Raw genomic sequence first — 23667 nt, 5'->3', positions numbered from 1 at the left:
GCGTAATCGTGCCGGACAAACCGGATCGGAATGCGATTGAAGTAGTAAACGTCAGTAAAATTTTCGGATCGGGTGAGGGGCAGGTCGCCGCCCTCGACAAGGTGTCGGTATCCATTCGCGAGAACGAGTTCTTCACGCTGCTGGGACCGTCCGGCTGCGGCAAGACGACCCTTCTGCGACTGATCGCCGGCTTCGACTTTCCAACCGCCGGTGAAATCCTGCTCTACGGTCAGGACATCGCGCCGCTGCCGCCCTTCAAGCGGCCGGTCAACACCGTCTTCCAGTCCTACGCGCTGTTCCCGCATATGACGGTTGCCGACAATATCGGCTTCGGCCTGGAGATGCTCGGCAAGCCGAAGGGCGAGATCAAGGCGCGCATCGCCGAGATGCTCAAGCTGGTCAAGATGGAAGCGCTGGCCGGCCGCCGCACGGCCCAGATTTCCGGTGGCCAGCAGCAGCGCGTGGCGCTGGCCCGGGCGCTCGCGCCGCAGCCGAAAGTGCTATTGCTCGACGAACCGCTCTCGGCACTCGACTACAAGCTGCGCAAGGAGATGCAGATCGAGTTGAAGCGGCTGCAGCACGAGACCGGCATCACCTTCATCTTCGTCACCCATGATCAGGAAGAAGCGCTGACCATGTCGGACCGCATCGCGGTGATGTCGTCGGGCAAGATACTGCAGGTTGGCTCGCCCTGGGATATATACGACAAGCCGGCGGAGCGCTTCGTCGCCGACTTCATCGGCGAGACCAACTTCCTCACCGCCGCCATATCGGGCACCAGCAACGGCAAGACACGCGCGACGCTCAAATCCGGGACGACCATCGAGGCGACCGTTGCCGAAGGGTTCCAGCCGAAGGACAACGCCACGGTGGTGGTGCGGCCCGAGCATGCCAAGCTGACCAAGGACAAGGGAGACCTGTCTGGTACGGTCGAGAACATCGTCTATTTCGGCACCGACACGCATATCCATGTCCAGCTCGACAGCGGCGAGGCCTTCACCGTGCGCCAGCAGAACACACGCAGCGCAGGCTGCGGTTTCGAGCGCGGCGACAAGGTCGGCATCCTGATCGGCAACGACGCCGCGCAAGTGCTGAGGGACTGATGGCCACCGCGGAAGAAGTCGCCAAGGCAGCGGAACGGCGTGATGTCCGTGACCGCTGGCTTTTGTCAGCACCGGCGCTGCTGGTCATCCTGCTCGCCGCGACCGGCCCGTTGCTGATCGTGCTCGTCTACTCGTTCCTGACGCCCGGCGCCTATGGCGACGTGAAATGGCAGTTTTCACCCGATGCCTGGGTGTCGGTGTTCATGGAACGTGACATTTTCGACGACACGCTTTCGCTTGCGGCGGCGCATGTCACCATCTTCTGGCGCTCGATCAAGCTTGCGGTGGTGACGACGCTGGCGACCTTGGCGCTCGGTTTCCCGACCGCCTATTTCATGGCGACGCGCAGCGAGAAGACCAGGGATCTCTGGCTGTTCCTGATCACCATCCCGTTCTGGACCAACCTCCTGATCCGGACTTTCGCGGTGCTGCAGATCATCCGCAACGAAGGCATCATCAACACGATCCTGCTCAAGCTCGGCATCATCTCGGCGCCGATCCAGATCCTCTACACCGACACCGCGATCCTGATCGGCATGGCCTATGTCTACCTGCCGCTGATGGTGCTGCCGATCTACGCCAGCATGGAGAAGCTCGATTTCCGCCTGGTCGAGGCCGGCTATGATCTCTACGCGACACGCTTCAAAGTGCTGCGGAAGATCATTTTCCCGCTGGTCAAGCCCGGCGTCATTGCCGGCTCGATCCTGGTCTTCATTCCGGCACTCGGCGCCTATGTGACGCCGGTCGTGCTGGGCGGCGGCAAGAACATGATGCTGTCCAACCTGATCGAATTGCAGTTTGGACAAGGACGCAACTGGCCGCTTGGCTCGGCGCTGTCGATCACGGTGATGGTCATCGTCATGCTGGCGTTGCTTGCCTATGTGCGCAACGCCGGCAAGTCAGGGGTGCGTCATGGCTAGCAACTTCTCCATCAAGCACCAGCCGGGCTTCACGGCGATCGCGGCGACCTGCTTCGTCGTGCTCTATTTGCCGATCATCGTGCTGGTCCTCTACGCCTTCAACGCGGCGAGCTCGACATCCGAATGGGGCGGCTTTTCGCTGAGATGGTTCCAGTCGGCCTACCAGAACACGCAGGTCATCGACGCAACGCTGCGCTCGTTCCAGATCGGTGCCATCGCGGCGGTGCTGTCGACCATCTTCGCCACGATGGCGGCACTCGCCACCACGCGCACCGCCCCCTATCCCGGACTCACCTTCAAATATGCGGCAATCAACCAGCCGCTGATGGTGCCCGAGATCGTCACCGGCGTGGCGCTGCTGATCTTCTTCTCGCGCATCAAGATCTTCACCGGCTATTCCGGTCTCGGTTACCTGATCGCCGCGCATACGGCGTTCTGCATTCCGTTCGCCTATCTGCCGATCCGGGCGCGGCTGGAGAATATGGACCTGACGCTCGAGCGCGCCGCGGCCGATCTCTACGCGACCCCGTGGAAGACCTTCCGCCGTATCACGCTGCCGCTTTTGTGGCCCGGTATCCTTGCCGGCCTGATGCTGGCCTTCGTCATCTCGCTCGATGACGTCGTCATCACCGAGTTCGTCAAATCGGGCGGCCAGGACACGCTGCCCACCTACATGCTCGGCCAGATCCGCCGTGGCGTCACACCCGAGATCAACGCGATATCGACCGCCTTCCTGCTGCTTTCGGTCGCGATCGTCACGTTGTTTTTCTTCGTCAGCAGGAAACGAGACTGAACCTGAAAATGGGAGTTAGAACGATGAACTGGAAGACAACGGCGACCGCCATGGGGTTGGCGCTGCTCGCTTCGACGGGCCTCGCCCGCGCCGAGGGCGTGCTCAACATCTACAATTGGGGCAACTACACCAGCCCCGACGTGATCAAGAAGTTCGAAGACAAATACAAGATCAAGGTGACCATCACCGACTACGATTCCAACGACACCGCGCTTGCCAAGATCCGGCAGGGCGGCACCGGCTTCGACATCGCCGTGCCGTCGCAGACCTACGTCCCGATCTGGATCAAGGAAGGCCTCCTGCTCGAGACCGATCCGGGCAAGATGGAGAACTTCAAGAATGTTGCGCCGGAATGGGCCAATCCCGAATTCGATCCGGGCCGCAAATATTCGGTGCCGTGGGCCTGGGGCACGATCGGCGTCGTCGTCAACACCGATGCCTACAAGGGGCCGGCCGATACGTGGGGCATCGTCTTCAACACGCCCGACGAGCTGAAGGGCAAGGTCAACGTCGTTCCCGAGATGAATGACGTCATCTTTGCGGCGATCAAATATGTCGGCGGCCAGCAATGCACCGACGACAAGGCGGTGCTGAAGAAGGTGCGCGACCTTTTGGTGGCGGCCAAGCCGAACTGGATCGCGATGGAATACAACACCATCGAAAAGATGGGTGCCGGCGACTTCAAGGCAACCAGCGACTGGAACGGCTCGGCGCTGCGCCAGCGTCTGGCCAATGCGGCCATCCATTACAACTATCCGAAGGAAGGCTTTGGCCTGTGGAGCGACAATGTCGTCGTCTTGAAGGAAGCCAAGAACGTCGAGAACGCCAAGCTGTTCCAGAACTTCATTATGGATCCGGAAAACGCGGCTGGCCTCTCGGCCTTCCACCGTTACGCCAACGCCATCACCGGCTCGGACAAATACATGCCGGCTGACATGAAGGACGCGCCGGAAGTCGTCATTCCGGCCGACGCCAAGCCGAAAGGCGAATTCCAGAAGATGTGCGCGCCGGAAACGCAGGAACTCTACACCAAGATCTGGACCGAACTGCAGAAATAATCACTGCATGCCAGACCCGGCGGCACACACCGCCGGGTCTTTTCTTTTCCGGGAATGGCCTTTCATGGACTCCTATCGCAACAGCGATCCGCGGCCGCCGATCATGCAGGGCTCGCCGCCAGTCATGGTGCCGCCGAAGCTCGACTGGGACCGGCCGCCGTGGAACCGCTGGGCGTTCCAGCACATCAGGGAAATTCTGCCCACCGCCGAAGTCTGGCGCGGCAATGGCCATCGCCATCGGCTCGAACGCGCCGAGGTCGATCTCGACGGGCTGCCGGTCGAGGACAGCGAGGGCAGGCCCTCGACGCTCTCCGGGTTGCTGGACGAGACCTATACGGATGGTTTCCTCGTGCTCAAGCACGGCAGGATCGCCTATGAGCGCTATTTCAACGGCATGGACGTGCGCACGCTGCATCTGTCGCAGTCGATGGCCAAGTCCATCACCGGCTCGGTGTTCGGCATATTGGCCGGGCGAGGCCTGATCGATCCGGCCAGGCCGGTGACCGACTATTTGCCGGAACTCGGCGCCACAGGCTGGGCCGGCGCCAGCGTTCAGCATGTGCTCGACATGACGACGGGCGTGCGTTTTTCCGAAGAGTATACCGACCGCTATTCCGACATCGGCCAGGTCGATGTCGCCACCGGCTGGAAGCCGGTGCCGCCGGGCAGCGATCCGGACTTCCGCTGGCCCTCGCATATGTTCGAGCTGATCCTGGGCTTGAAGGACACGATCCGCCAGCATGGTGCGGCGTTCGAATACCGCTCGATCGAGACCGACGTGCTCGCCTTCATCATGGAGCGGGTGACGGGCAAGCGGCTGGCGCAGCTGGTGTCGGAGGAACTCTGGCAAAAGCTCGGCGCCGACGAAAGCGCCTGTTTCACCGTCGACAGCGCCGGCTATGCGCTGGCCGATGGCGGCTTCAACGCGACGCTGCGCGACTACGGCCGCTTCGGCCAGATGATCCTCGACAATGGCGGCGGCATCGTGCCGGCCGACTGGATCGAGGCGACACGCAATGGCAGGCATGGCCCTGATTTCTCCGCCAGCCTGCCGCAGGGCAGCTACCGCAACCAGTTCTGGATCGAGAACCCCGCCTCGCGCGCGCTGATGTGCCGGGGCGTGTTCGGGCAGATGATCCATATCGACTGGAACACGGGAATGGTCGTGGTGAAGCTTTCGACCTGGCCGGATTTCAGCAATCTCGCCTACTCCACGGCGACGCTGAAGGCCGTGCACGCCATCGCCGCCGCGCTGCTCTAAGCCCCCACAAGAAACGACGTTGAAGGAAACGCCATGACCGGCAAGACCGCGTTCGAGATTCGCTACGGCTTCCGCCGCAACGAGGTGCTGCTTTCCAACTGGCGCGAAAGCCCGTTCAACCGATGGTCGTTCCAGAACCTTGGCGAACTGGTGCCGACGGCACGCGTGGCCGCGGCGTCGGCTGGTGCCGAGGCACAAGCGATGGATTTCGGTGGTTTGCTCGGCGAAAAGGTTTCGGTTGCCAGCGCGCCGGAGACGGTCGCCGAATTCCTCATACGCTCCACCACCGACGCGCTGACGGTGATGAAAGGCGGCAAGGTGATCGGCGACTGGTTCGCGCCGCACATGGATTTCGGCGCCCGCCACATCATCTTCTCGATCAGCAAGTCGGTGACCGCGATTATAGCCGGCATATTGGAAGGCGAGGGGGCGTTCGATCCGGAAGCGCCGGTGACGACCTACATTCCCGAAGCCGCTGGCTCGGCCCATGGCGATGCGAGCACGCGCCATGTGCTCGACATGAGCGTCAGCCTCGATTTCGAAGAGGCCTATCTCGATCCGGAAAGCGCCTTTGCCCGCTATCGCCGCGCCACGCTATGGAACCCGGGTGGCGGCACGGAAAGCCTGCGCGAATTCATCCTGTCCTTGCAGCGACTTGCCGAGCCGCACGGCCAGACTTTTCGCTACCGCTCGCCCAATTCCGACCTGCTCGGCCTGCTGCTGGAGCGCGCGTCCTGCCAGCGCTTCAGCGACCTGATGCGCGAGAAGCTGTGGCTGCCGCTTGGCGCTGTCAGCGAGGCCTCGATCGGCGTCGACATGGAAGGCACGGCGCGCACCGCCGGCGGCATTTCGGTGACGCCGCGCGACCTGGCGCGCATCGGCGAGATGATGCGGCAAGGCGGTACCGCCAATGGCCGCCGCATCGTGCCGGAGGCCTGGGTGCGCGATACCGTCAGCACCGGCGGCAGTGCGGAGGCCTGGCAGCGTGGCACGATGGCTTTCCTGTTCCCCCATGGCCGCTATCGCAACAAATGGTACCAGACAGGCAAGCCGAGCGGCGCCTATTGCGGCATCGGCATTCATGGCCAATGGCTCTATGTCGATCCGAAGGCGGAGGTGGTCATCGCCAAGATGTCGTCGCAGCCGGTGCCGGTCGACGATCCGCTCGATGCCGAGATTGTAGCGTTCTTCGAAGCGCTGACCCAACTGGTCTGACCCGTCGGGCGCGGCTTCGTTGCCGCATGCTTTCCTGTGGACCGCCCGCGACGGTTGAAAACGTCGCGGTTGGCGAGACAGGCGTCTGCGCCTATGGTCGCCGCTCTTTTGATGAGAGCAGGAACGACATGGCATCCGACATCAAGCGCATCGCAGCCATTATCGCGGCAGAGATCAAGGCGCGGCCCGAGCAGGCGGCGGCGGCGATCGAATTGCTCGACGAGGGCGCGACGGTGCCGTTCGTGGCGCGCTACCGCAAGGAGGTGACCGGCGGGCTCGATGACACGCAGTTGCGCGACCTTGCCGAGCGGCTCGCCTATCTGCGCGAGCTCGACGCCCGCCGCGACACCATCCTCGGCTCAATCCGTGAGCAGGGCAAGCTGACCGAGGACCTGGAAACCAAGATCGCTGCCGCCGCCACCAAGGCGGAACTCGAAGACATCTATCTGCCCTACAAGCCGAAGCGCCGCACCAAGGCCGAGATCGCCCGCGAGCGTGGGCTGGGACCGCTGGCCGAGGCCATCCTTGCGAACCGCGCGCTGGTGCCCGCCGAACTGGCGCTGGCCTATGTCACCGAGGAGGTCGCCGACGCGAAGGCAGCCCTTGAAGGCGCGCGCGACATCCTGTCGGAGCAGTTCGCCGAGAATGCCGATCTGGTCGGCAAACTGCGCACCTACATGAAGGACCGTGCCTTCATGCGCGCCCGGGTGGTCGACGGCAAGCAGGAGGCCGGCGCCAAATTCTCCGACTATTTCGACCATGTCGAGCGCTGGGCAAACGTGCCGAGCCATCGCGCGCTGGCCATGCTGCGCGGCCGCAACGAAGAGGTGCTGTCGCTCGACATCGAGGTCGATGCCGACGATGCGTCGCCGGTGAAACCGGTCGAACGGATGATCGCCAACGCCTATGCGATCGGCGCCAGCCTGCCCGGCGACCGCTGGCTGATGGAGGTCGCCGGCTGGACCTGGCGCATCAAGCTTTCGCTGCACCTGACGCTCGATCTGATGCGCGACCTGCGCGAGCGGGCCGAGGAAGAGGCGATCCATGTCTTCGCCCGCAATCTGAAGGATTTGCTGCTGGCCGCGCCGGCCGGATCGCGGCCGACGATGGGGCTCGATCCCGGCATCCGCACCGGCGTCAAGGTGGCCGTGGTCGACGGCACCGGCAAGCTGGTGGCGACGACGACGGTCTATCCCTTTCCGCCCAAGAACGATGTGCGCGGCACGCAGGCCGAACTCGCCAAGCTCATCCGCCTGCACAGGGTCGAGCTGATTTCGATCGGCAACGGCACCGGCAGCCGCGAGACGGAGAAGCTGGTGGCGGACATGCTCTCCGACATGCCTCCCGACGGCGGACCGAAGCCGCTCAAGGTGATCGTCAGCGAGGCAGGCGCCTCGGTCTATTCGGCGTCGGCGACGGCGGCGGCCGAATTCCCCGGCCTCGACGTGTCACTGCGCGGCGCGGTGTCGATTGCGCGCCGCCTGCAGGATCCGCTGGCCGAACTGGTCAAGATCGAACCCAAATCGATCGGCGTCGGCCAGTACCAGCACGATGTCGACCAGTACCGGCTCGGCCGCTCGCTGGAAGCGGTGGTCGAGGACGCGGTCAACGCGGTCGGCGTCGATCTCAACACCGCCTCGGCGCCGCTCTTGGCGCGGGTTTCGGGCCTTGGCGCATCGCTCGCCGACGCCATCGTCGCGCATCGCGATGCGACCGGCCCCTTCGCCAGCCGCAAGGACCTTCTGAAGGTGCCGCGGCTGGGACCGCGCGCGTTCGAACAATCCGCCGGCTTCCTGCGCATCGCCAATGGCAGCGAGCCGCTCGATGCCTCATCGGTGCATCCGGAAGCCTATGGCGTGGCCAAGAAGATCGTCGCCGCCTGCGGCCGCGATGTGCGCTCGCTGATGGGCGACAGTGCCGCGCTCAAGGCGCTCGATCCGCGTGTCTTCGTCGACGAGCGTTTCGGCCTGCCGACGGTGCGCGACATTCTGGCCGAACTCGAAAAGCCCGGCCGCGACCCGCGCCCCGGCTTCAAGACGGCGACCTTCGCCGACGGCGTCGACGACATCAAGGATTTGAAGCCCGGTATGCTGCTGGAAGGCACCGTGACCAATGTCGCGGCCTTCGGCGCCTTTGTCGATATCGGCGTCCATCAAGATGGGCTGGTGCATGTCTCGCAACTGGCCGACCGTTTCATCAAGGACGCGCATGAAGTGGTCAAGGCCGGCGATGTGGTCAAGGTGCGCGTCGTCGACGTCGATATCAAGCGCAAGCGCATCGCGCTCTCCATGCGCAAGGATGGCGGCGAGGGTGGTGCGTCGCGTGGTGGGCCGCGCGACAATGGTGGCGGTAGGCCGACGCCGCGCACGCCAGCGCCGCAACGCCAACCGGAACGGCCGGCCCAGCAGGGGGCCTTCGGTGCGGCGCTGGCGGATGCGCTGAAGCGCAAGTAGCTACCAGGCCAGAACAGCCGGCTCCTTCTCAACCTGCTCCAGCAGCCAGTCGCGAAAGCTGGCGACGGGGGGATGGTCGCGCTTGTCGTGCGGGACGACGAGGTAATAGGCGCTACGGCTTTGCATGGGCTGGCCGGGCGCCGGCACCAACTGGCCGCGCTGCAATTCGCCCGCGATCAGGAGCAGCGGCAGCAGCGCGATGCCAAGCCCCGCCGAGCAGGCCTGGGCGGCGGTGCCGAATTGTTCGAACTGCATGCCTGGTCCGGCCGGCGCGCTCAGGCCCTGATGCTCGAACCATTCGGTCCAGGCGCCGGGTCGCGTCGCCATGTGCAACAGCGGCAGGCGGCCAATATCGGCCGGCGTGGCGATGGCGCGGCCTGCGAGGAATTCGGGCGACGCCACCGGCGCGACGGTTTCGCGCACCAGCAGTGTCGAATCGGCCTCCGGCCAGTCCGGCAGGCCGTAATGGATGGCAGCGTCCAGCCTTTCCCTGGCGAAGTCGAAGCGGCCGACGCGGGTGACGAAGTTGATGGTGATGTCGGGATTGCTCTCGACGAAATCGGGGATCATCGGCATCAGCCAGCGCGTGCCGAAGGTCGGCAAAATGGCAAGGTTCAGGATGCCACTATGCCGATTGCTCATCAATCCAAGGGCCGCGTCGCGCAATTGGCCAAGCGCCGAACGCACTGCTTCGGCGTAGATTTCCCCAGCCGTCGACAGCCGGACATTGCGGCTGTCGCGCTCGAACAGGCGGCGGCCGAACTGGTCTTCGAGCAACCTGATCTGCCGGCTGACCGCGCCCTGGGTCAGATCCAGCTCTTGAGCAGCGGCAGTAAAAGACCCAAGCCTGGCCACCGCCTCGAAGGCGGCGAGGGCACTGATATTGGGCAGGAGGCGGCGCTGGACACTCATGATCTATTCCTAAAGCTCATTGATCCGTGAATCAATTTCGTTTGATTTTTTAAGGCTGCGGGCCGATAAGCCGGGCTTCACCCGTTTGAGGATCGACAAGTCATGGCCGCCGACAAGAATGCATTCGTCTGGGAAGACCCTTTCCTGATCGAGGACCAGCTTTCGGAAGAAGAGCGCATGGTGCGCGACGGCGCGGCGGCCTTCGCCGCCGACAAGCTCGCGCCGCGCATCGAGGATGCCTATCTCAATGAAAAGACGGATGCCGGCATCTTTCGCGAGATGGGCGAGGCCGGCTTGCTCGGCATTACCATCCCGGAAGAGTATGGCGGCCTCGGCGCCAATTATGTGACCTACGGGCTGGTCGCGCGGGAGGTTGAACGCGTCGATTCCGGCTATCGCTCGATGATGTCGGTGCAATCGTCGCTGGTAATGTATCCGATCCACGCCTATGGCTCGGAAGAGCAGCGCAAGAAGTACTTGCCCAAGCTTGCCAGCGGTGAGTGGATCGGCTGTTTCGGCCTGACCGAGCCGGATGCCGGCTCCGACCCGGGCGGCATGAAGACACGCGCCGAGAAGACGGCGAACGGCTACAAGCTCAGCGGCTCGAAGATGTGGATTTCCAACGCGCCGATCGCAGACGTGTTCGTCGTCTGGGCGAAGCTGAAGGGCGAGAACGGCAAGGACGAGATCCGCGGCTTCGTGCTGGAAAAGGGCATGAAGGGGCTGTCGGCGCCGAAGATCGGCGGCAAGCTGTCGCTGCGCGCGTCGATCACCGGTGAAGTGGTGTTGGAAGGCGTCGAGGTCGGCGAGGACGCGCTGCTGCCGAACGCCAAGGGCCTTGGCGGCCCGTTCGGCTGTCTCAACCGGGCTCGCTACGGCATCTCCTGGGGCTCGATGGGTGCGGCGGAAGATTGCTGGCACCGCGCCCGCCAATATGGTCTCGACCGCAAGCAGTTCGGCAAGCCGCTGGCCGGCACGCAGCTTTACCAGAAGAAGCTCGCCGACATGCAGACCGAGATCGCGCTGGGATTGCAGGCATCCTTGCGCGTCGGGCGGCTGCTCGATGCAGGCAAGATGGCGCCGGAAATGATCTCGATCGTCAAGCGCAACAATTGCGGCAAGGCGCTCGACATCGCCCGCCAGGCCCGCGACATGCATGGCGGCAACGGCATCCAGATCGGGTACCACGTCATGCGCCACGCGCAGAATTTGGAGACGGTCAACACCTATGAGGGCACGCATGACGTGCATGCCTTGATCCTGGGAAGGGCGCAGACGGGCATTCAGGCGTTCTTCTAAGTCATGCCTCAAGCTGGTTTCAGCTGCTTAAATTAGGTGCACCGCAACATCTGTGCTTGGAGAATGGCCAGCAGATGTGTCAGGGTTCGGCGAATTCGTTTGAAACGCCGATCTCCGGGGCCCCATGGCAATTCTGGCAGCCGTCTACCATCTGACCCATTACAAATACGACCGGCCGGTGGTTCTCGGGCCTCAGATCATCAGGCTGCAGCCGGCGCCGCATTCCCGGACAAAGGTGTTGAGCCATTCGCTCAAGGTCGAGCCGGCGAACCATTTCGTCAATCTGCAGCAGGATCCTTACGGCAACTTCCTTGCCCGCTTCGTCTTCCCCGAGCCGGTGACGGAATTGAAGATCGAGGTCGATCTCGTCGCCGACATGACGGTCTACAATCCGTTCGATTTCTTCGTCGAGCCGTCGGCCGAGACGTTCCCGTTCGAATATCCGGAAGAGATCAGGGACGATCTCGCGATCTACCGGACGCCTGAGCCGGCAGGGCCGCTGCTTTCGGCCTTCCTGAGAACCATCGACACCAGCGCGAAAAACACCGTCAATTTTCTCGTCGACCTCAATGCGCGCCTGCAGCGCGAGATCGCCTATATCGTGCGCATGGAGACCGGCGTGTTCTCGCCGGAGGAAACGCTGGCCGCCGGCAAGGGCTCGTGCCGGGATTCGAGCTGGCTGCTGGTGCAGATCCTGCGCAATCTCGGCATCGCCGCGCGTTTCGTCTCCGGCTACCTGATCCAGCTGAAGCCCGATCTCATCGCGCTGGACGGTCCGGCCGGCACATCGGTCGATTTCACCGATCTGCATGCCTGGTGCGAGGTCTATCTTCCAGGTGCCGGCTGGATCGGCTTCGACCCGACCTCGGGCCTGCTCACCGGCGAAAGCCATGTGCCGCTTGCCGCAACCCCGCATTTCCGCAACGCTGCACCGATTTCCGGCATGGCGAGCTTTGCCAATGTCGAGTTCGGCTTCGACATGCGGGTCGACCGCATCGCCGAGCATCCGCGCATCACCAAGCCATTCTCCGACGAAAGCTGGCAGGCGCTCGACGCACTCGGCAACAAGGTCGATGCGGCACTTGGCGAAGGCGATGTGCGGCTGACGATGGGGGGCGAGCCGACCTTCGTGTCGATCGACGATTTCGAGTCCGCCGAATGGAACACCGCCGCTGTCGGTCCGACCAAGCGCGAAAAAGCCGATGCGCTGATCCGCAGGCTGCGCGAACGCTTCGCGCCGGGCGGCTTCCTCCACTACGGACAAGGCAAATGGTATCCTGGTGAGAGCCTGCCGCGCTGGACTTTCTCGCTCTACTGGCGTGCCGACGGTCAGCCGGTGTGGAGCGATCCGTCGCTGATCGCGCGGGAGAAGAGTTCGGCGGATGTCGGCCCGAAACAGGCCGAAAGCCTGCTGACTGCGATTGCCGGCGAGCTCGGCATCGACAAGGCCATGGTCAGCGAAGCCTATGAGGATCCGGCCGAGTGGCTGCTCAAGGAAGGGAAGCTGCCCGAAAATGTCGATCCGTCAAATTCGAAGCTCGAGGACCCGGAAGAGCGCAGCCGCATGGCAAGAGTGTTCGAGCGCGGGCTGACCAAACCGTCGGGCTATGTGCTGCCCGTGCAGCGCTGGAACAGCCAGGCGTCGGGACCGCGCTGGCGTTCGGAGAAATGGAAGACGCGACGCGGGCGGCTGTTCCTGGTGCCCGGTGATTCACCGGTCGGCTACCGCTTGCCCTTGGGCACACTGCCCTATGTGCCGCCGGCGCAATTCCCCTACATCGTGCCGGTCGACCCGTCGCTGCCGCGCGGCCCATTGCCGGCGCGCGAGGCGATCCTGCCCGCTGCGGCGCCGGCCGAACTGGAAGGCGCCGACGAGATGGCGCGCCGCCAGCAGGCGGCGTCGTTCACCGCCGCGACCGGCCAGCAGGACCGGGTCGAACAGGAGATCACCGAGATCGGCGGCGCGGTGCGCACCGCGCTCTCCGTCGAGCCGCGCGACGGCCGGCTGTGTGTGTTCATGCCACCAGTCGAGGCGCTGGAGGATTATCTCGAACTGGTCGCTGCCGCCGAGAACGCGGCGCGTGCCATCGGTCTTCCCGTGCATATCGAGGGCTATGGGCCGCCGCACGATCCGCGTCTCAACGTCATCCGTGTGGCGCCCGACCCCGGCGTCATCGAGGTCAACATCCATCCGGCTTACAACTGGCAGGATTGCGTGGCGACGACCACGGCGATCTATGAGGAGGCGCGGCTGACGCGGCTTGGCGCCGACAAGTTCATGATCGATGGCCGCCACACCGGCACAGGCGGCGGCAACCATGTCGTGGTCGGCGGTGCGACGCCCAATGACAGCCCGTTCCTACGCCGGCCTGATCTGTTGAAGAGCCTGGTGCTGCAATGGCAGCGGCATCCGTCGCTGTCCTATCTGTTCTCCGGCCTGTTCATCGGCCCGACCAGCCAGGCGCCGCGTTTCGACGAAGCGCGCCACGATTCGCTTTACGAACTCGAAATCGCCATGGCGCAGGTGCCGCATCCGAACCAGGGCGCGGCCCCCTTGCCATGGCTGGTCGACCGGCTGTTCCGCAATTTGCTGACCGACGTCACCGGCAATACCCACCGCTCGGAAATCTGCATCGACAAGCTGTTCTCGCCGGATGGCCCGACCGGCCGGCTGGGACTGGTCGAGTTCCGCGGCTTCGAGATGCCGCCCAATGCGCGCATGAGCCTCGCGCAGCAGCTTCTGGTTCGCGCCATTATCGCACGTGCGTGGAAAAACCCGCTCGACGGCCGCTTCGTACGCTGGGGCACTTCTCTGCACGACCGTTTCATGCTGCCGCATCATGTCTGGGCTGACTTCCTCGATGTGCTCGACGACCTCAAGCTCAACGGCTTCGAGTTCCGTCCCGAATGGTTCGATGCGCAGCTCGAATTCCGGTTCCCGTTCTGCGGCGAGGTCCAGCATGCCGGCATCAAGCTCGAGCTGCGGCAGGCGCTGGAGCCATGGCATGTCATGGGCGAACAGGGCGCGATCGGCGGCACCGTGCGCTTCGTCGATTCCTCGGTCGAGCGGCTGCAGGTCAAGACCGAAGGCCTCAACCCGGAACGCCATACCATCGTCTGCAACGGCCGTATCGTGCCGATGAAGGTGACCGATAACCGCGAGGTCGCGGTCGCCGGCGTGCGCTTCAAAGCCTGGCAGCCGGCTTCGGGGCTGCATCCGGCGCTGCCGGTCAACACGCCGCTGGTGTTCGACATCTATGACCGCTGGTCGGGAAGGGCGATCGGCGGCTGCGTCTACCATGTCGCGCATCCCGGCGGCCGCAATTACGACACCTTCCCGGTCAACGGCAACGAGGCGGAGGCGCGGCGGCTCGCCCGCTTCGAACCGCGCGGCCATACACCATCGGCCTATGTGCTGCGCGAGGAACAACCGGCGGAAGATTTCCCGATGACCCTTGACCTCAGGCGACCGGCAAGACTCTGATCAGCGATGGCAAAGGGGAATCACAAGAGGATACGCGGCAAGCCGCAGATCCATAGCCTGCTGGAGCACTACCAGCCCATCGACGGCGTCGTCGACGAGATGGTCGACGCCGCAGGCAATCCCCGTCCGGTCTGGAAGCATTTCATCGAGGCGCTCGACGATCTCGGTGCCGAGAAGCTCGGCCAGCGTTTCGCCCGTGCCGACCAGTATCTGCGCGATGCCGGCGTCTATTACCGCGTCTACGACAAGGCCGGCGCCAATGAGCGCGAATGGCCGCTGGCGCATGTGCCGCTGCTTATCGAGGACAGCGAATGGGCCGCGATCAGCGCCGGTCTCGTGCAGCGCGCCGAGTTGTTCGAGGAAACCATCGCCGATATCTATGGACGCAACCGGCTGATCGAAAAAGGCATCCTGCCGGCGGGATTGATCGCGGCCAGCCCCGAATATTTGCGGCCTGTCGTGGGTACCACGCCGGCCGGCGGCCATTACCTGCATTTCTGCGCCTTCGAGCTCGGCCGTGGGCCTGACGGCCAGTGGTGGGTGCTGGGCGACCGTACGCAGGCGCCGTCGGGCGCCGGCTTTGCCCTGGAGAACCGCGTCGCCACGACGCGCGCGCTGTCCGATATCTATGGCGAGATGCATGTGCATCGCCTGGCCGGCTTCTTCCGCCGTTTCCGCGATGCGCTGATCGGCATGGCCAGGGAAAGCGAAGGCCGCGTCGCCATATTGACGCCGGGGCCGCTCAACGAAACCTACTACGAACACGCCTATATCGCCCGCTATCTCGGCATCATGCTGCTCGAAGGCGAGGACCTGACCGTCTCCGGCGGCAGGCTGATGGTGCGCACCGTTTCAGGCCTGATGCCGATCAGCGTGTTGTGGCGACGCCTCGATGCCGCCTTCGCCGATCCGCTCGAATTGCGGTCGGATTCGCAGATCGGCACGCCGGGGCTGGTGGAAGCCATCCGCCGGGGCGCGGTTGCGACCGTCAATGCGCTCGGCTCAGGGCTGATGGAAACACGGGCGCTGCTGGCCTTCCTGCCCAAGATCGCGCGCGAATTGCGTGGCGAGGAGCTGCTCTTGCCGAGCGTCGCGACATGGTGGTGCGGGCAGGCGACCGAACGCGCCCATGTGCTTGCCAATATCGACCGCATGGTGGTCGGCCCGGCGCTGTCGACGAGACTCGCCTTCGAGGATGATGGCCAGACCACGCTCGGCTCGACGCTGTCGGCCGGGGAGCGGGCCGAGCTGGTGGCGCGCATCGAACGCGATGGCGGCGCCTTTGTCGGCCAGGAAGCGGTGACGCTGTCGACGACACCGGTCTTTGTCGGCGGCTGGCTGGAGCCGCGGCCGGCGAGCCTGCGCGTTTATCTGGCGCGCACGCCCGAGGGCTGGACGGTCATGCCAGGCGGGTTCGCCCGCGTCGGGCTGTCGCTCGATCCGACGGCGATCGCCATGCAGCGCGGCGGCCAGGCGGCCGACGTCTGGGTGGTCAGCGACAGGCCCGTCGAGCGCGAGACGCTGCTGCCGCAAGAGGGCGACAGCTTCACGCGCACCAGGCCGGGCAGCCTGCCCAGCCGCGCTGCGGAAAACCTCACCTGGCTCGGCCGCTATATCGAGCGTTCGGAAGACACGGTGCGCATCCTGCGCGCCTATCACGTGCGGCTGGCCGAGACCTCCGATCCAGACATGCCGTTGCTGGCCGACGTCAGGGACTATCTCGAACCGTTCGGCATCGACGTCGAGACGGCGATCCCGTCAGGGCTGATCGGCACGCTCGACAGCGCCGTCTATAGCGCGGGCCAGATCCGCGACCGGTTTTCCCCCGACGGCTGGCTGGCGCTCAAGGACCTGTCGAAGACCATCCACCAGTTCGCGACGACGGTGGCGCCGGGCGATGACGCGACGCGGGCCATGACGGTGATCCTGCGCAAGCTCGCCGGTTTCTCCGGCCTGCTGCATGAGAACATGTACCGCTTCGCCGGTTGGCGGTTCCTTGAGATCGGCCGGCGGCTGGAACGCGGCATCCAGATCGCCCGCACGCTGTCCCGGCTGACCAGCCCCAAGGCGCCGGACGGCGCGCTCGACATGATGCTGGAGATCGGCGACAGCGTCATGACCCATCGCCGGCAATATCCGGTGCAGGCCGGCCGGCGCACGGTGATCGATCTTCTGGCGCTCGACCCGCTCAATCCCCGCTCGATCCTGTTCCAGTTGGAAAGGCTGAAGGCCGAGATCGGCCTGTTGCCGTCGGTCGGCGGCGAGGGGCACATGTCGCCGGCGGCGAAGGAGATCCTGCAGCTCAACACGGCCATAGCCATCAAGGAGCCTTCGGACATGACGGCAAAGGCGCTGGACGAACTCGCCTATGAAATCGGCGGTCTCTACAACAGCCTCGCCAAAGCCTATTTCGGCTAAGCAGGTTCCGCAAAAGTGTCTCACGGTTTTGCGGCAAGAACCTGCGGCAAAACAAGAAAAGTAGTCCATGCTTTACGACATCAGGCTTCATCTCCATTACGACTATGCAGCGGCGGCGGGCGGCGGTCGCCACCAGATCCGCGTGCTGCCATCGACGATATCGGGCGTGCAGCGCGTCATTGCCGCTTCCCTGTCTTTTGCCCCGGCGCCCAATGAACGGTCGGATTTCTCGGATTTCTTCGGCAACAACGTCACTTCGATTGCCTTTCGCGACGCGCATGACGCGCTCGACATCAGGATGAGTGCACGCGTTTCGGTGTCGCGGCCGGAGCCGGGGCTCGACGTGTCGCCCGATATCGGGCGGCTGCGGCAGGAACTGGCCGCGGTGCGGTCGCTGGCGTCTGACTCGCCGCACCATTTTCTGGCGGGAAGCGCTCACTCCGGCATCGATGCGGCGATCACTTCCTATGCGCAGGACAGCGTCGGCACCTCGGCCGCCGGCACGGCAATGGATCTGTGCAACCGCATCCATCGGGATTTCACCTATGACGGCGAGGCGACCACGGTGCGGACCCGCGCCAGCGATGCCTTCAGGCTGAAGCGCGGCGTCTGCCAGGATTTTTCGCACATCATGATCGCGGGCTTGCGCGGCCTCGGCATTCCGGCCGGTTATGTCAGCGGCTTCCTGCGCACCATCCCGCCCAAGGGCAAGCCGCGGCTGGAAGGCGCCGACGCCATGCATGCCTGGGTCAAGGTCTGGTGCGGGCGTGACGCCGGCTGGCAGGAGTTCGACCCGACCAACGGCATGCGGGCCAGCAACGACCATATCACCGTCGGCTACGGCCGCGACTATTCCGACGTCGCGCCGATCGTCGGCGTGCTGAAGACCACTGGCGGACAGGTCGGCGAGCAGGCCGTCGACGTTATTCCGGTTGCGCTCGAGAAGGTATGAAAGCGCGCTGAGAAGCGCGAAGCGTTCCGCTGCGTGGACGAAGCGACTTCTCAAACATCCAAGGGGCCGCTAATCTCTGTTCGTTTCGGCGCGGGCGCGGGGTCTTGTAATTGAAAGCGGTCAGCGTCGTCATCCCTGCTTACAATGCGGCGGCCACGATCGCGACAACGCTGGCGTCGCTTGGCAGTGAGGCCGAGGTCATCGGCGAGATCCTGCTGGTCGACGATGCATCGACTGACAACACGGCTGATGTGGCACGGCAGGCAGCGGCGCAATTGTCTTTGCCGCTGCGTGTGCTGCCGGCTGAATGCCGCGACGCCGGCGGCGCCCGTAACGTGGCGCTGGCGCAGGCGCTCCATCCCTGGGTGTATCTGATCGACGCCGACGATTTGCATCTTCAGGGCGGATTGCGCGCGCTGCTGCGGCAGGCGGAGAACCAGCCGAAAGCCGGCATGATCGTCGGCGCCTACCGGCGGCGGGTGAACGGGCAGGATCGGCAGATCAAGGTGCCGAACGGCTATCAGGCTGCGTGCCTGGCAAATGCTTCGGCCTATGTGAAAGGCGACATACGCTCCGTCGCCGTGGGCAGCGTGCTGGCGTCCCGGCAACTGATCGGCGATACACGGTTTCCGGTGGGCCTTGCCTATGACGAGGACACGCTGTTCTGGGCGCGGCTGATGAGCAAGGCTTCGCTGGCCATGATTCCGCAACCCGTCATGGTCTATGAGGTTTCGCCGGCTCGTTCCGACGACCGCTTCGCAATCAACCCGGTGCGGCGCTTCCTGGAGTGGCGCCGGGAATTGCGTACGCTCACCGATTGCGGCATCCCGGTCTCGGCGCTCAAGACCAGGGAAGGGCTTGTCGCCCTCAAGATCGCCCGCGTCCACTACGCACGTGGCGACCTCGACGTCGCCGCGCGCTTCCTGGCAGTGGCCGCGGCCGCGCCAAAGCGGCGGTCAGAAGCCTGGCGCTGCCTGCGTTACAGGCTCAAGCTCGCGGTGCGACGCCGGCTGTCGGCGCCGCGGGTAGAACTGCAGGGCGTCTTGTAGTCGTAAGGTTCCGCCATTCGCTTATCGCGGCCAGCCGACTTTCGCGCGGCGTGGAACCAGCTGTCGGCCAACAGCTTATCTACGCATATTTGCGTGGAGCTTACATGCTGCAGACATCCGGATTGCCGCACGGCCGGCCAACCGACGGCGCCGTTGCCCCGAAGAACGGGGCGCAAAGCGCGGCTGAGCACGCCGCGCTGACCTATGTCAGCGATGCCGAGCCCGGCATCCGCCGGCTGAAGACCGGCAAGGGATTTACCTACAAGGGACCGGACGGGAAAGCGGTCTCGGATGCCGCCAGGGCGCGTATCGAGGCGATCGTTATTCCGCCGGCATGGACGGATGTGTGGATATCGCCGGATGCCGACGGGCACATCCAGGCGACCGGCAGGGATCAGCGGGGGCGCAAGCAGTATCGCTATCATCCGCAATGGGCCGAAGAGCGCGACGGCGCCAAATATTCGAGCCTCGTTGCCTTCGCCGAAAGCCTGGCCAAGCTGAGGCGCACGATCGACGGTGATTTGCGCCGCCACGGCCTGCCGTTCGAGCGCGTCGTCGCCGCGGTCGTCTGGCTGCTCGACAATACGATGATCCGCGTCGGCAATGCCGCCTATGCGCGCGACAACAAGAGCTTCGGCCTTACGACGTTGCGCGACCGCCATGTCGATATCAAGGGATCGAGCCTGCGCTTCGCCTTCAAGGGCAAGTCCGGCAAGGAATGGAAACTGAAGCTGGTCGATCGCCGTATCGCCGGCATCGTGCGGGGTGCGCAGGACCTGCCGGGCCAGAAACTGTTCCAGTATCTCGACGAGGAAGGCAACAGGCGCCCGGTCCGCTCCGACGACGTCAACCGCTACATCAGGGACGCCGCCGGCGATGCGTTCAGCTCCAAGCATTTTCGCACCTGGGGCGGCACCATCCATGCCGCGTCGCTGTTTGCGCAGACGGAGCTGCCCGAAGCCAAGGCCCAGCAAAAGCGGGTGATGAACAGCGTCATCGACAAGGTGGCCGAGCGGCTGGGCAACACGCGCGCTGTCTGCCGCAAGTGCTATATTCATCCGCAGGTTTTCGAAGCCTGGTCGCAGGGACGGCTGCTGGCAGAAATGGCGGAAGCCAACAAGCGCAAGCGGCCCATGGAGGGTCTCGATGACGAGGAAGCGCTCGTGCTGAGATGGTTGAAGACGCACGAACGGTGACTGGCGGCAATTGACGGTCGCTCTATCCGTCTTTTTTTATCGACGTCGTGTCGGGATCGGTCATACTGTTTCGTCCTTTGATACAGAAAAGGACCGACCATGCTCTACGCCATACTCTGCTATGCCTCCGAAGACGTCGTCAGCTCCTGGAGCAAGGCGCAGGACGACGAAGTCATGGCCAATCTCATCAACGTTCAGGACAAGTACGCCAAGGCTGGCCGGCTTGGCCCGGTGGCGCGGCTTTTGCCGACGACAGCGGCGACGACGCTGCGGAAAGTGAAAGGCGAATCGGTCGTCATCGATGGGCCGTTCGCCGAGACCAAGGAGCAGTTCCTCGGTTTCTACACGCTCGAATGCGCCGATCTCGACGAGGCCGTCGAATTCGCCCGTGAGCTCTCCGAGGTCAACCCGAGCGGCGGATCCTATGAGATCCGGCCGGTCTCGGTGTTCAATCCCACTAAGGTGGTCGTATGACCGAACTTGCCTGGATCAGCTCCGCGATCAGCGCTGCTCGCCCGCAGGCAATGGGCGCGCTGCTGCGCTATTTCCGCGATCTCGATACGGCGGAGGAAGCTTTCCAGGATGCCTGTCTCCGGGCGTTGAAGAACTGGCCGCAGAACGGGCCGCCGCGCGACCCGGCGGCCTGGCTGATCTTCGTCGGCCGCAACAGCGGTATCGACGCGGTGCGCAAGCGCGCCAAGCAGGCGCCGATGCCGGAAGAGGACCAGATCTCCGATCTGGAGGACGCCGAGAGCGACATCGCCGAGCGGCTGGACGGCGCGCACTATCGCGACGACATATTGCGGCTGCTCTTCATCTGCTGCCATCCTGACCTTCCGGCAACGCAGCAGATCGCGGTCGCACTGCGTATCGTCTCCGGTCTCACCGTCAAGCAGATCGCTCGCGCCTTCCTGGTCGGCGAGAGCGCCATGGAGCAGCGCATCACCCGCGCCAAGGCGCGCATCGCCGACGCAGGCGTGCCGTTCGAGACGCCGGGCGCTGCCGAGCGCTCCGAGCGGCTCGCCGCGGTGGCGGCGATGGTCTACCTGATCTTCAACGAAGGCTATTCGACCAACAGCGGCGAGGCGCCGGCCCGCGCGCCGCTGTGCGAGGAGGCGATCCGGCTCGCCCGGCTGTTGCTGCGGCTGTTCCAGACCGAGCCGGAGATCATGGGGCTGACGGCGCTGCTTTTGCTGCAGCATGCGCGCGCGCCGGCCCGCTTCGACGCGGACGGCGAGATCGTGCTGCTCGAGGACCAGGATCGCAGCCTGTGGAGCCGCAAGATGATCGACGAGGGGCTGGCGCTGGTCGACAAGGCGTTGCGCCATCGCAAGCCCGGTCCCTACCAGGTGCAGGCCGCGATCGCCGCTTTGCATGCCCGGGCAGAGAAGGCCGAGGACACCGACTGGGTGGAGATCGACCTGCTCTACGGCCTGCTCGAGCAGATGCAGCCGTCGCCCGTCATCACGCTCAACCGCGCGGTGGCGGTCTCGAAAATACGCGGCCCGGAAGCCGCCCTTGCGATGATTGAGCCGCTGGAAGAAAGGCTTTCCGGCTATTTCCACTTCTTCGGCCTCAAGGGCGGGCTGCTGATGCAGCTCGACCGGGGTGAGGAGGCGCGGGTCGCCTTCGACCGCGCCATCGCGCTGGCCAACACGGCGGCGGAAGCAGCCCATATCCGCATGCATATCGACCGTTTGATGAAGGACGGCGCCGTGCGCGTGCCGGCGAAAAAGGCCAACTGAGCCGCGTTTGCCCATCTGGCTCAATCGTGTCGCCCGGGCTTAGACCATGCCGGGGTGGCGATTTTCCCTCGAAACGAGTAAGGCCACGCCATGACTGTGCCTGAAGTGCCTTTTCGGTACGCGGGCGAGATGGCGCGAGGCTTTGACCCGACGCCATATGATGACGACGGATCTGAAAGGGACAAAAATGACCATAGCGAAGGAAACGGCCGAGCTTCTGGCGAAACTGGGTGTGGCCAAGGACGCGCTAGTCGGCGGCGACCTGATCGTGCACAGCCCGGTGACGGGCGAACAGATCGCGGCCCTGAAGACCATCTCGCCGGCCGATGCGGCCAAGACCATCGATGCCGCCCACAAGGCGTTCCAGTCCTGGCGGCTGGTGCCCGGCCCGAAGCGCGGCGAACTGGTGCGGCTGCTCGGTGAGGAGTTGCGTGCGCACAAGGCCGAGCTTGGCCGGCTGGTATCGATCGAGGTCGGCAAGATCCCGTCCGAAGGCTTGGGCGAAGTGCAGGAGATGATCGACATCTGCGATTTCGCCGTCGGCCTGTCCAGGCAATTGTACGGCCTGACCATCGCCACCGAGCGTCCGGGCCATCGCATGATGGAAACCTGGCATCCGCTGGGCGTGGTCGGCGTTATTTCCGCCTTCAACTTCCCGGTCGCGGTATGGTCGTGGAATGCGGCGCTGGCGCTCGTCTGCGGCGACGCGGTGGTGTGGAAGCCCTCGGAAAAGACGCCGCTGACCGCACTTGCCTGCGAGGCGATCTTCAAGCGCGCGGTCAAGCGTTTCGGCGCCGACGCGCCGCAGGGGCTGGCGCCGGTGCTGATCGGCGACCGCGCCGTCGGCGAAATCCTGGTCGACCATCCCAAGGTGCCGCTGGTCTCGGCCACCGGCTCGACCCGCATGGGCCGGGACGTCGGCCCGCGTCTGGCCAAGCGCTTTGCCCGCGCGGTGCTGGAGCTCGGCGGCAACAATGCCGGCATCGTCTGCCCGACCGCCGATCTCGACATGGCGCTGCGGGCGATTGCCTTCGGCGCCATGGGCACCGCCGGCCAGCGCTGCACGACGCTGCGGCGCCTGTTCGTGCATGAGAGCGTCTACGATGCCTTGGTGCCGCGGCTGAAGAAGGCCTATCAGAGCGTGTCTGTCGGCAATCCGCTGGAGACCTCTTCGCTGGTCGGGCCGCTGATCGACAAGGCGGCCTTTGACGCCATGCAGAGGGCATTGACGGAAGCCACGGCCCATGGCGGCAAGGTGACCGGCGGTACGCGCGTCGAAAATGGCCACCCGGATGCCTATTATGTGCATCCGGCGCTGGTCGAGATGCAAAGCCAAGTCTCGCCGGTGACGGAAGAAACCTTCGCGCCCATCCTCTACGTGATGAAATATTCCGATTTCGACGCCGTGCTTGACGAGCACAATGCGGTGGGTGCTGGCCTGTCATCGTCGATCTTCACGCGCGATCTGCAGGAATCCGAGCGGTTCCTCGGTGTCGACGGTTCGGACTGCGGCATCGCCAATGTCAACATCGGCACGTCAGGAGCCGAGATCGGCGGCGCCTTCGGCGGCGAAAAGGAGACCGGCGGCGGCCGCGAAAGCGGCTCCGATGCGTGGAAGGCCTATATGCGGCGCGCCACCAACACGGTGAACTATTCCAAGGCGCTGCCGCTTGCCCAGGGCGTCTCGTTCGACATCGATTGAGAACGCCGAGGTCTGCCCAAGATCAGTGTCGGTGATGCTCGGCGAGCATCAATCGACACAGGGCGTACACGTCGCTGTAATGCTGGACAGCTTCTGACGCTTGTCCA

At 64.5% G+C, this 23667-nt stretch carries 17 protein-coding genes; 16 read left to right on the top strand and 1 reads right to left on the bottom strand.

Going from position 1 to position 23667, the window contains the following annotated elements; translation table 11 throughout:
* Positions 1–8: 8 nt before the first annotated feature.
* The 7 genes from AB4Z43_RS07395 to AB4Z43_RS07365 all read left to right on the top strand — a co-directional run bounded on the left by AB4Z43_RS07395 (position 9) and on the right by AB4Z43_RS07365 (position 8803).
* The gene (locus AB4Z43_RS07395) at positions 9–1103 is read left to right on the top strand and encodes an ABC transporter ATP-binding protein (protein WP_441936718.1); all 1095 of its coding nucleotides are present in this window, start codon (positions 9–11) and stop codon (positions 1101–1103) included.
* The gene (locus tag AB4Z43_RS07390; protein WP_019860925.1) at positions 1103–2023 is read left to right on the top strand and encodes an ABC transporter permease; all 921 of its coding nucleotides are present in this window, start codon (positions 1103–1105) and stop codon (positions 2021–2023) included. The genes AB4Z43_RS07395 and AB4Z43_RS07390 overlap by 1 nt, the downstream gene beginning before the upstream one ends.
* Positions 2016–2816: an ABC transporter permease gene (locus AB4Z43_RS07385; RefSeq protein ID WP_019860924.1), complete on the top strand. Its 801-nt coding sequence runs from the start codon at positions 2016–2018 to the stop codon at positions 2814–2816. The genes AB4Z43_RS07390 and AB4Z43_RS07385 overlap by 8 nt, the downstream gene beginning before the upstream one ends.
* Before the next feature lie 23 nt (positions 2817–2839).
* On the top strand, positions 2840–3874 hold the full coding sequence (locus AB4Z43_RS07380) for an ABC transporter substrate-binding protein (RefSeq protein ID WP_019860923.1): 1035 nt from the start codon (positions 2840–2842) through the stop codon (positions 3872–3874).
* A gap of 64 nt (positions 3875–3938) precedes the next feature.
* Positions 3939–5135: a serine hydrolase domain-containing protein gene (locus AB4Z43_RS07375; RefSeq protein ID WP_441936715.1), complete on the top strand. Its 1197-nt coding sequence runs from the start codon at positions 3939–3941 to the stop codon at positions 5133–5135.
* Positions 5136–5168: 33 nt separating this feature from the next.
* On the top strand, positions 5169–6350 hold the full coding sequence (locus tag AB4Z43_RS07370; RefSeq protein ID WP_441936713.1) for a serine hydrolase domain-containing protein: 1182 nt from the start codon (positions 5169–5171) through the stop codon (positions 6348–6350).
* 128 nt (positions 6351–6478) lie between these two features.
* Entirely contained in the window at positions 6479–8803 is a 2325-nt protein-coding gene (locus AB4Z43_RS07365; RefSeq protein WP_441936711.1) for a Tex family protein, read from the top strand.
* Here AB4Z43_RS07365 and AB4Z43_RS07360 read toward each other — a convergent pair whose 3' ends face one another.
* Complete coding sequence (locus tag AB4Z43_RS07360) at positions 8804–9715, bottom strand: LysR family transcriptional regulator (protein ID WP_441936709.1); 912 nt, start codon at positions 9713–9715, stop codon at positions 8804–8806. It lies immediately after the preceding gene.
* A 102-nt stretch (positions 9716–9817) separates the two neighbouring features.
* Here AB4Z43_RS07360 and AB4Z43_RS07355 point away from each other — a divergent pair, with 102 nt between their 5' ends.
* The 9 genes from AB4Z43_RS07355 to amaB all read left to right on the top strand — a co-directional run bounded on the left by AB4Z43_RS07355 (position 9818) and on the right by amaB (position 23560).
* The gene (locus AB4Z43_RS07355; RefSeq protein ID WP_441936708.1) at positions 9818–11014 is read left to right on the top strand and encodes an acyl-CoA dehydrogenase; all 1197 of its coding nucleotides are present in this window, start codon (positions 9818–9820) and stop codon (positions 11012–11014) included.
* A gap of 124 nt (positions 11015–11138) precedes the next feature.
* Positions 11139–14498: a transglutaminase family protein gene (locus AB4Z43_RS07350; protein ID WP_441936706.1), complete on the top strand. Its 3360-nt coding sequence runs from the start codon at positions 11139–11141 to the stop codon at positions 14496–14498.
* A gap of 6 nt (positions 14499–14504) precedes the next feature.
* Positions 14505–16916 (top strand): circularly permuted type 2 ATP-grasp protein, encoded by a 2412-nt coding sequence (locus AB4Z43_RS07345; protein ID WP_019860914.1) that lies wholly within the window; start codon positions 14505–14507, stop codon positions 16914–16916.
* Between the two features lie 67 nt (positions 16917–16983).
* A complete protein-coding gene (locus AB4Z43_RS07340; RefSeq protein ID WP_019860913.1) occupies positions 16984–17868 on the top strand; it encodes a transglutaminase family protein in 885 nt (294 codons plus the stop codon).
* A gap of 110 nt (positions 17869–17978) precedes the next feature.
* Positions 17979–18917 (top strand): glycosyltransferase family A protein, encoded by a 939-nt coding sequence (locus AB4Z43_RS07335; protein WP_019860912.1) that lies wholly within the window; start codon positions 17979–17981, stop codon positions 18915–18917.
* 104 nt (positions 18918–19021) lie between these two features.
* A complete protein-coding gene (locus AB4Z43_RS07330) occupies positions 19022–20113 on the top strand; it encodes a DNA topoisomerase IB (RefSeq protein ID WP_064980707.1) in 1092 nt (363 codons plus the stop codon).
* Positions 20114–20212: 99 nt separating this feature from the next.
* Positions 20213–20587 (top strand): YciI family protein, encoded by a 375-nt coding sequence (locus tag AB4Z43_RS07325; protein WP_064980706.1) that lies wholly within the window; start codon positions 20213–20215, stop codon positions 20585–20587.
* Entirely contained in the window at positions 20584–21858 is a 1275-nt protein-coding gene (locus AB4Z43_RS07320; protein WP_064980704.1) for an RNA polymerase sigma factor, read from the top strand. Before AB4Z43_RS07325 ends, AB4Z43_RS07320 begins: the two co-directional genes overlap by 4 nt.
* A 187-nt stretch (positions 21859–22045) precedes the next feature.
* On the top strand, positions 22046–23560 hold the full coding sequence (amaB, locus tag AB4Z43_RS07315) for an L-piperidine-6-carboxylate dehydrogenase (protein ID WP_064981659.1): 1515 nt from the start codon (positions 22046–22048) through the stop codon (positions 23558–23560).
* Positions 23561–23667 lie beyond the last annotated feature (107 nt).

This window comes from Mesorhizobium sp. 2RAF45 (genome assembly GCF_052115225.1).
Classification (GTDB): domain Bacteria; phylum Pseudomonadota; class Alphaproteobacteria; order Rhizobiales; family Rhizobiaceae; genus Mesorhizobium; species Mesorhizobium jarvisii.
Note: the sequence above shows the minus strand (reverse complement) of the source record. Positions and strands in the feature narration are given on the sequence as shown.